Here is an 8,757-nt window from a genome sequence, read left to right as displayed (position 1 = left end):
GATGATCGATGCGCCGGTCTCCGGCGGCACCGCCGGCGCCGCGGCCGGCACGCTGACCTTCATCGTCGGCGGCGAGGCGGCCGCGCTGGAACGCGCTCGCCCCGTGCTGTCCGCGATGGGGAAGAACATCTTCCACATGGGCGCGTCCGGCGCCGGCCAGGTCGCCAAACTGTGCAACAACATGGCACTGGGCGTGATCATGGCGGTGACCGGCGAGGCGTTGGCGCTCGGCGTGTCGCACGGCCTCGATCCGCAGGCGCTGTCCGCGATGATGGCCGTCAGCACCGGCCGCAGCTGGGCCACCGAGGTCTGCAATCCATGGCCCGGCGTGAAGCCGGAAGCGCCCGCGTCGCGCGGCTACAGCGGCGGCTTCGGCAGCGACCTGATGCTCAAGGACCTCGGCCTCGCGGTCGAGGCGGCACTACAGGTCGGCGCGGCCGTGCCGCTCGGCGAGCTCGCCCGCAACCTCTACGCGCTCAACAGCCGGGCCGGACGGGGAGGCCTGGACTTCTCGAGCGTGCAGCAGCTGCTGACGAAGCCGGCGGTCAGCCCGCCTTGAGCGCCGCGCTCGACGCAATCCGCGCCAGGCTCGCGAGGTCCACCGGCTTGGTGAGGTGCGCGTCGAAGCCGGCGGCCGTCGCGCGCCGCTGGTCCTCTTCCTGGCCCCAGCCGGTCAGCGCCACGATCTGCACGCCGTGGCCGACCTCCTCGCGCACGTTCCGGCACGCCTGATAGCCGTCGATGCCCGGCAGGCCGATGTCCAGCAGCACCAGACCGGGCTCGAAGGTCCGCACCTCGTCGACGATGCGCGTCGCGTCGTAGGCCACGCGGACCTCGCCGCCGCACATCGTCAGCAGCATCGCGACGCCGTCGGCGGCGTCCTGGTTGTCGTCGATCACCAGCACGCGCAGGCCGGCCAGGTCCGCGTCGTTCTCGTCGCGGGTCAGGACCGGCGCCGGTGCCGCGGGCGTTCCCACCGGCAGCCGGATCACGAATTCGCTGCCGTGGCCGGCGCCGACGCTGGCCGCCTCGATCGAGCCGCCGTGCAAGGCCATCAGGCTGCGCGACAGCGCCAGGCCGATTCCCATCCCGCCGTGCCGCGAGCTGTCCGATCGCGCCTGCGTGAACAGGTCGAAGATGTTGGGCAGCATCTCCGCGGCGATGCCGACGCCCGAATCGGTGATGCGGAGCACCTGCTCCAGGCCTTCACCGGCGCTTGCCGGCTGGACGCTGGAACGGATCGTGATGCGGCCGCCGGTCGCGGTGAACTTCACCGCGTTGTGCAGCACGTTCGAGATCACCTGCGACAGCCGCGTCGGGTCGACGTCCAGCTGCCGCTCCGGATCGTCGAGATCGACGACGAGATCGATGCCGCCGGCGACGATCTGGCTGCGATGCGCCTCCAGCGCGCTCTCGACGAGCGATCGCAGGCTCACCCATTCGCGCTTGAGCTGCACCTTGCCCGACCGGATCCGCGAGACGTCCAGCAGATCGTCGATCAGGTGGACGACCTGCGCGATCTGCCGCTCCATCATCGGCCGCACGCGCTCGATCAGCTGGACGTCGCCGTTGGCGCGCTTGAGCACCTCGATGCCGCTGCGGATGGGCGCCAGGGGGTTGCGCAGCTCGTGGGCCAGCACGGCGATGAATTCGTCCTTGCGGCGGGCTTCCTCCCGCAGTTCACGCTCGCGCGCCAGCAGGGCTTCCTGGACCTGGTTGCGCTCGATCAGGTCGGCGGCCTGGCGGCCCAGCAGGTCGAGGAAACGCAGCTCTCGTTCGCTGAGCTCGCGCGGCTCGGCCCAATGCGTGGAGAACATCCCGATCGGACGCCCCGAGCGGCTGAGCAGCGGCGTGGACTGGGCGCAGCGCACGCCGTCGTCCAGATGCAGCCGGTTGGAGCCGTCCAGGTCCGGATCGTCCGGGTCGTCGAAACGCACGAAGGTCCGTTGTCCCGCGGCGAGCGCCCGGCCGCAGGGCGAGCCCGACGACGCGTCGACCACCGCGAAGTGCGCCCTGACCTCGGGGCTGAAGCCGCGCGAGGCGAGGAAGGTCAGGGTGCCCGTCTGCTCGTCGAGCAGCTGGATCGTGCCGGCGTCGCCGTCGATGATCTCGATGGCCGCCTCGAGGATCTCGCCGAACAGCGTCGAGCCGCCGTCCGTGCCGATGAGCCGGGCGGCCACGTCCCGCAGGCGTCGCGTGTCGTTCAGTTCGCGGGTGATGACCTGCTCCACCTGCTCGCGCTCGTTGAGCAGCGCGGTGATGCGCTGGTTCTCCCATTCCAGCAGCTCGCGGGCGTCGGCGGCCGCGGCCAGGGCGGCCTGGCGCTGGGCGTCCAGGTCCTGCGCGTCCAGCTGGGTGGCGATCAGCTGGGCGAAGAGCTCCAGCGTCTGCTGCAGCACGGGATCGTCGAGCTTCGCGGGCTGCGGGTCGATCGCGCACAGCGTGCCGAAGAACGAGCCGTCCGCGCGAAAGATCGGGATCGAGACGTAGCTCTCGAAGCCGTACTGCTTCGGCGTGTGGTGGTGGCGGAAATGTTCGTGTTCGCTGGCGCTGCCGAAGATGACGGGGTGCCCGTGCTGGCGGATCTCGTTGCAGATCGTCGAGACGAGTTCCAGTTCGTCGCCGGGCTTGAGCCCGAAGGCGATCTCGTCGCGGACCGCGCAGGCGGTCCAGGAGGTGTCGGTCACCCGGGCGACGGCGGTGAATCGCATCCCGGTGAGACGCGCGGTGGCGTCCAGGATGGTCGGCACCACGGCCATGCGGCCGATCGCGTCGATGTACTGCTGTTCCGTGCCCATCGGCCGATGTTAGCGCTGTCGCTTCCCGGGCCGATCAGCAGGGTCTGTGGGGTAAGCCCGGAGGCGCCGGGCCGGACGTCGCCCGCATCTTCAAACGCCGATTGAAAGAGATCGGTCGGCGGCCACCTGTTCAGCGCGGCACCGCCGGCCTACATTGCCTGCGCGCGCCGCTCCGGCGACATGTCCAACGTTCAACCCGACGTTCAACCCCACGTTCAATCCGACAGGCAGCTCCATGTCTCAAGCCACTTCCACCTCCGGCACCTCCACCACCACCCCCGTGACAGCGCCCGACGCGCCGACGGCAAAGCCGGCGTACATCTTCTTCATCAAGGAAGCGACCCTCGACGCCGATGAGATGGCGCAGTACGGCGCCGCCGTAGGCGCGACCTTCGAAGGGCACGACGCCCAGGTGCTGGCGGCGTACGACGCGCATGAGGTCGTGGAAGGCGCGCCGATGGAAGGCGTGGTCTTGCTCAAGTTCCCGTCGGTGGCTGCGGCGCGCGCCTGGTACTTCAGCCCGGCGTACCAGGCCGCCGCGCAGCATCGCTTCCGGGGCGCCACCTACCGCGCCGTCATCACCGAGGGTCGGGTGATCGGCTGACGCCGGTCAAGGGCCGATCGAGGATCGATCAAGGGTCGGTCAGGGGTCGGTCGTGGCACTCATGTGCTCGACGAAGGCCTTGACCTTCGGCGGCACGCGCGCGCCGGCCGCGTAGAGCAGATAGGCGGCGCGCTCGTAGGTCCCGGCGGGCGACCACGCCTCCAGCACGCGGGCCAGCCGCCCCGCGTCCAGCCCGACCTGGGCGGAGAACAAGGGCAGCAGCGCGATCCCTGCGCCGTGCTCCGCCGCCGTCGCGAGCGCGAGGCTGTTGCCGATGGCATGCCGCGGGGCGATGGCGACGACGACCTGCTCCTCGCCGCGCTTCAGCGGCCAGTTGGCGTCGAACGCGCCGAAGCCCAGGTGGATGCAGCGATGCCGCGTCAGCGTCTCGGGGCGCTCCGGCGCACCGTGCGCCGCCAGGTAGGCGGGCGAGGCCACCAGCACGTAGGGCGTGTCGAACAGCTTGCGTGCGACCAGATCCTGAGGCGGCTGCGCCGTGATGCGCAGCGCGACGTCCACGCGTTCGGCGACAATGTCCACCGGGCGGTCGTTCAGCGAGAGCTGGAGGTCGACGTCCGGATACGCCGCCGCGAAGGACGCGAGCCGCGGCGCGAGCCACAGCTGTCCCAGCACCACCGGCGCCGAGACGCGCAGCATGCCGGAGGGCCGTGAGCCGTAACGCGCGGCGAGCGCATGCACGTTGGTGGCCGCGTCGCGGATCAGCGCGCTGTCGCGCAGCACCTGCTCGCCGAGCTCGGTGAGCGCCATCGAACGCGGGCCGCGGATGAGCAGCTTGGCCTGCAGCGCGCGTTCCAGGCGCGCCACACTCCGGCTCATCGACGAGGGCTCCACGCCCAGCGCCCGCGCGGCCTGCGAGAAGCCGCCGTGCTCGACGACATGCCAGAAGGCCACCATCTCATCGAGCAACAACTCTTGGCGGTCGACGTGGCGGTCAGCGTGGCTGCCGCCGTCTTTCACGGGCGGGGAAGTGGTCACTCGCGCGGCGCTTCGGGAGGAGGCGCCCATGATAGGCCGCGCCGGTCAGCGCTCCGGAGGTAACGCCCCGAAGCGCCCGTCGGCGTAGTCGATCAAGGCCTGGCGCACGTCGGCCGTCGTCGACATCACGACCGGCCCGTGCTTGACGAAGGTCTCGCCGATGGGCTTTGCCGCCATCAGCACCGCGTGCGTGTCGACCCCGGCCTCCAGGCGGACGATGCCGTCCGCGCCGGCGCGCACCGTGGTGGCGCGGCCTTCGGGCAGGACGCGGGCCTGGTCCCGCGCATGCAAGGTCGCTGCGCCCGAGATGACGTAGATCCACGCCTGCTCGTCGGAGGACAGCGGATGGGAGAAGCTGCCGCCGGCGGGCAGCGCGATGTCCAGCAGCGTGAAGGGCTCCGGCGTCCCGGTCGCGCCGACGACGTCGCCGGAGCGGCCCAGCACGACCCGCACGCGATGGCCGTCGTCCTCGATCACCGGGATGTCCTCCGCGCGCACCAGCAGCGAGTGGGCCGGCCCGTGCTTCAACCGTCCCGGCAGGTTCACGAAGATCTGCAGCGCATGCGTGCGCGCGCCGGGCTCGGGCACTTCCTCGTGCGCCGCGCCGCCGGCCGCCGCCAGCCAGTACAGGTCGCCGGCGCGAAGCGCGAAGCGTTTGCCCAGCGTGTCGCGGTTGAAGAAGCCGCCGGTGGCGTCCTCGAACATCATCGTCACCGCCGAGATCCCCGCGTGCGGGTGCGGCGCGAAGGTCGGTCCGGTCATCACGAAGTGGTCGACCATCAGCAGCGGGTCCATCCGGCCGCGGAACATCTCTTCGGAGAAATGACGCGCCGTGAAGTGGCGGCCGATGGTCTGCGGGCTGCCGGTGATCGCGTCGCCGACGCGGTCGGCAGCGACCTCTGCAGTCGCGAGGGTGTCGGTAGTGTCCATGGGGTTGTGCTCCAGCGGACGCACGAGTCGCGTCCTCGAGGAAATTCTGGAGGCCGGGCCGCACCGGGAGAAGCCGTCGGAACGGGATGCTGCTTCCAACCGGCTGGATGATGGCGCGCCGGTGCGATGGACGCGGCGCGCTGGCGCTCAGTCCAGCCGCACCGCCTCGGGGAACGCGTCGGCGATGTGCTCGATGAACGCGCGCGTGGCGGCGGTCATGCCGCGGCGGCTGGGCATCAGCACGGTGATGGTCGCCTCCGCAGCGATCCAGTCCGGCAGCACGCGTTGCAGCAGGCCCGCGCGCACCTCGTCCCGGCACACGTAGGCGGGCAGGGCGACGATGCCCAGGCCGGACGCCGCCGCCTGCTTCAGCGTCACCATGCAGGAGCCCAGGAGCTTCGGCCGGATGCCGACCTGCACCACCTGCTCGGGATCGTCCGCGCGGCGCAGTCGCCACGACGGCGTGACGCTGTCGCGCTTCATGAACAGGCTCGCGCAACCGCTCAGGTCGTCCGGCGTCTGCGGCGTGCCCACCGACGCCAGATACCCCGGCGACGCGAACAGGTGCCACGGCGCCTCCGCCAGCGGGCGCTGCACCATTGTCGAATCCGGCAGCGCGCCCGAGTACGCGCGGATCGCGAAGTCGAAGCGGTCCGCCACGATATCGACGTTGTTGTCGCCCGCGTGCTGGACGATCTCCACCTTCGGATGTTTCTCCAGGAAGGTCGACACCATCCTCGCCATCGCGAACTGCGCCGTCGCCGTCGCCACCGTGAAGCGCACCGTCCCGGCGGGCTCCTTCGAGAGACTGCGCATCGCCAGTTCCGCTTCGTCCGCGCGGGCCAGCGTGGCCACGGCGTGGCTGTAGAACTCCATGCCGCTTTCGGTGAGCGTCACCTGGCGGGAGGTCCGCGCGAACAGCGTCACGCCGAGCTCGCGCTCCAGCTGCTGGATGCGGTAGCTGATCGTCGACACGGGCCGCTCCAGCGCGCGAGCGGCCGCGGACAGGCCGCCGCGATCGGCCACTTCGACGAAGTATCGGAAATCGTTGAGATCGAGCATGGGCGTCCTCTTTCCGGCCTCCTCCTGGAGGCCGCGGGTGAACGGTGGCGAGCGGTCGGCGAGCGGATTGTGGCGTTGGTTTGATCGGCGGGCCGACGTCGATCTTCCGAGCTGTTGGAAGCTCGATTCAAGCGCGCCCCGTTGATCGGCCGAGGTCCGTCGGATGGAATGAAATCACTCCGGAACACCTCGCGGCGTCGTCGCAACCGGAGTCCTTCCACCCTCAAGGAACCTCCATGAAGACCAAGCGCACCCGCATGAATCGCGACAACACCGCCGTCCTGCTGATCGACCATCAGGTGGGCCTGCTGACGGGCGTCCGCGACATGACCGTCAGCGACCTGAAGCACAACGTCGTCGGCCTGGCCAAGGCGGCCAAGGTGCTGGGCCTGCCGGTGGTGGCGATCACCACGGCCCGGGACAGCATGTGGGGCCCGACCGCGCCCGAGCTCAAGGAAGCGCTGGGCGGCGGCGAGATCATGGACCGCTCGACCGTCAACGCCTGGGACTTCGCGCCCTTCGTCGACGCGGTCAAGGCCACGGGCCGCGACCACCTGATCATCGCGGGCCTGTCCTTCGAGGTCTGCGCCTCGCTGCCGGCGATCTCCGCGCAGGAGGAGGGCTTCCAGCCCATCGTCGCGATCGACGCCTGCGGCACCTTCACGCCGGCCAAGCGCGAGGCCGGCGTGGCCCGCCTGGCGGCCCTGGGCATCGAGGTCTCCGACTACGCGACGCTGATGGTCGAGATCATGGCCGACAACGCCGACCCGAAGGCGCTGGAGGTCTACGCCGCGCTGGACATGCCCTTCGCCGTGCTGATGGGCCAGGTCGCCGGAGCGCTGAAGCAATGACCGCCGCCTACGACACCCTCATCGTCGGCGGGGGCTCGGCCGGCGCCGTGCTCGCCCACCGGCTGAGCGCGGACCAGTCGCGACGGGTCCTGCTGCTGGAGGCCGGTCAGGCCTACCGGCCCAACGTGTTCCCCCGCGACCTCGCCGACGCGGACACTGCCGGCGGTCCGGACGGGCACGACTGGGGCTACACGGCGGAGACCGGTATCGACGGGCGCCGCATCCGCGCGCCGCGCGGCAAGACGATCGGCGGCTGCTCCGCAGTCAACGCGGCGGTGGCGATGCGCTCGCGGCCCGAGGACTTCGCGAAGTGGCGCGCGCTCGGCATCGCCGGGTGGGAATGGGAAGAGGTGCTCGCCGCCTTCAAGGCCATCGAGAACACGCCCGACGGCGAGGACGACTTCCGCGGCCGCAGCGGCCCGCTGCCGATCCGTCATCGTCGTCCGGACGAGTTGACGCCCGCGCTGAATGCCTTCGTCGATGCGACCGCGAATCTCGGCTTCGCCCGCGTGGACGACTTCAACGGCGGCGAGCAGGCCGGCGTGTCGCCGTATCCGCTCAACGTCATTTCGGGGCGTCGCATCAACACGGGGATCGCCTTCCTGGACGAGGCGGTGCGTGCGCGGCCGAACCTCGCGATCCACGGAGGCGTCGAGATCGACAAGGTGCTGATCGAGGACGGCCGCGCCGTGGGCGTCGTCGATGCCGATGGCAAGACCTGGCGCGCGAAGGAGGTGATCCTCAGCGCCGGCGCCTTCGGCAGCCCGGCGATCCTGATGCGTTCCGGCGTGGGGCCGGCGGCGGTGCTGTCGCGGCTCGGCGTGCCGCTGGTGGCCGATCTGCCGGTGGGCGAGGGCCTGCAGGAGCACCCGTTCTATTACAACGGCTACGCCCTGACGCCGGAGGCTGCCGGCATGCATCCGGCAGCGGGCGCGATCCTGTGGGCCGCGTCGTCGGAAGCGGCGCCCGGCGATCTGGACGTGCACGTCTCCGCGACGCACCTGTTCGATCCGGCGCTCAGCCCGACCGGCGGCGCGATCGTGCTGGCCGTGGCGCTCACGCAGCCGGAAGCGCGCGGCGGCCTGGAAATCGTCGACCGCGATCCGCGATCGGCGCCGCGCATCCGCTACAACTTCCTCGGCACCAGCCGTGATCGCTCGCGGATGCTGGAGGCGGTGCGGATCTCGCGGGCGATCGGTCGCCAGCCGCCGTTCGCGGATCTGGTGCACGCGGAGATGGCGCCGGGCGCGGGCGTGTCCGACGGCGACGACCTGGGGCCCGCGATCGCGCGCGATCTCGACGGCTACGCGCATCCGACCTCGACCTGCCGCATGGGCCGGCCGGGGGACGGTGTCGTCGACGGCGGCGGCCGTGTGTTCGGCGTTGACGGGCTGTTCGTGATCGACGCGTCGATCATGCCGCTGGTTCCCAGCGCACCGCCCAACATCACCACGATGATGATGGCCTGGCACCTCGCCGGCCGCAGCCTGGGAGCACCGGCATGAGCACGAGCACC

The 8,757-nt window shown here is 70.8% G+C and carries 8 protein-coding genes; 4 read left to right on the top strand and 4 right to left on the bottom strand.

All coding sequences use genetic code 11. From position 1 onward, the window contains the following. Window positions 1-559, top strand: a 559-nt coding sequence (locus tag VF536_RS07385; RefSeq protein ID WP_331614167.1) for an NAD-binding protein, incomplete at its 5' end; no start/stop codon positions are given. Here VF536_RS07385 and VF536_RS07380 read toward each other — a convergent pair. Further along, window positions 546-2,798, bottom strand: coding sequence for a GAF domain-containing protein (locus VF536_RS07380; protein WP_331614166.1), 2,253 nt, complete (start codon window positions 2,796-2,798; stop codon window positions 546-548). The two genes, VF536_RS07385 and VF536_RS07380, sit on opposite strands and share 14 nt — an antisense overlap. 235 nt (window positions 2,799-3,033) lie before the next feature. Between VF536_RS07380 and VF536_RS07375 the strand changes: the two genes are divergently transcribed. After that, window positions 3,034-3,402, top strand: a complete 369-nt coding sequence (locus tag VF536_RS07375; RefSeq protein WP_331614165.1) for a DUF1330 domain-containing protein — start codon at window positions 3,034-3,036, stop codon at window positions 3,400-3,402. Window positions 3,403-3,441: 39 nt separating this feature from the next. On the opposite strand, the gene VF536_RS07370 is transcribed toward VF536_RS07375, so the two are convergent. From VF536_RS07370 to VF536_RS07360, 3 genes are all read right to left on the bottom strand, one after another. Then, a complete protein-coding gene (locus tag VF536_RS07370; RefSeq protein ID WP_331614164.1) occupies window positions 3,442-4,398 on the bottom strand; it encodes a LysR family transcriptional regulator in 957 nt (318 codons plus the stop codon). A gap of 45 nt (window positions 4,399-4,443) precedes the next feature. Then, window positions 4,444-5,328 carry a pirin family protein gene (locus VF536_RS07365; RefSeq protein WP_331614163.1) on the bottom strand — a complete coding sequence of 295 codons (885 nt, stop codon included), beginning with the start codon at window positions 5,326-5,328 and terminating at the stop codon, window positions 4,444-4,446. Between the two features lie 147 nt (window positions 5,329-5,475). Beyond that, the gene (locus VF536_RS07360) at window positions 5,476-6,390 is read right to left on the bottom strand and encodes a LysR substrate-binding domain-containing protein (RefSeq protein WP_331614162.1); all 915 of its coding nucleotides are present in this window, start codon (window positions 6,388-6,390) and stop codon (window positions 5,476-5,478) included. 236 nt (window positions 6,391-6,626) lie between these two features. Between VF536_RS07360 and VF536_RS07355 the strand changes: the two genes are divergently transcribed. After that, window positions 6,627-7,241 (top strand): isochorismatase family protein, encoded by a 615-nt coding sequence (locus tag VF536_RS07355; protein WP_331614161.1) that lies wholly within the window; start codon window positions 6,627-6,629, stop codon window positions 7,239-7,241. Further along, window positions 7,238-8,746 (top strand): GMC family oxidoreductase, encoded by a 1,509-nt coding sequence (locus VF536_RS07350; RefSeq protein ID WP_331614160.1) that lies wholly within the window; start codon window positions 7,238-7,240, stop codon window positions 8,744-8,746. Before VF536_RS07355 ends, VF536_RS07350 begins: the two co-directional genes overlap by 4 nt. Window positions 8,747-8,757 lie beyond the last annotated feature (11 nt).

It is taken from the genome of Roseateles sp. (assembly GCF_036486225.1).
GTDB lineage: Bacteria > Pseudomonadota > Gammaproteobacteria > Burkholderiales > Burkholderiaceae_C > Roseateles.
This window is presented reverse-complemented; position numbering and strand designations above follow the sequence as displayed.

Bases quoted from the DNA above. Each gene is read 5' to 3' on its own strand.
- VF536_RS07360 (WP_331614162.1), bottom strand. From the start codon at position 6,390: ATGCTCGATCTCAACGATTTCCGATACTTCGTCGAAGTGGCCGATCGC.
- VF536_RS07365 (WP_331614163.1), bottom strand. From the start codon at position 5,328: ATGGACACTACCGACACCCTCGCGACTGCAGAGGTCGCTGCCGACCGC.
- VF536_RS07350 (WP_331614160.1), top strand. From the start codon at position 7,238: ATGACCGCCGCCTACGACACCCTCATCGTCGGCGGGGGCTCGGCCGGC.
- VF536_RS07355 (WP_331614161.1), top strand. From the start codon at position 6,627: ATGAAGACCAAGCGCACCCGCATGAATCGCGACAACACCGCCGTCCTG.
- VF536_RS07375 (WP_331614165.1), top strand. From the start codon at position 3,034: ATGTCTCAAGCCACTTCCACCTCCGGCACCTCCACCACCACCCCCGTG.
- VF536_RS07380 (WP_331614166.1), bottom strand. From the start codon at position 2,798: ATGGGCACGGAACAGCAGTACATCGACGCGATCGGCCGCATGGCCGTG.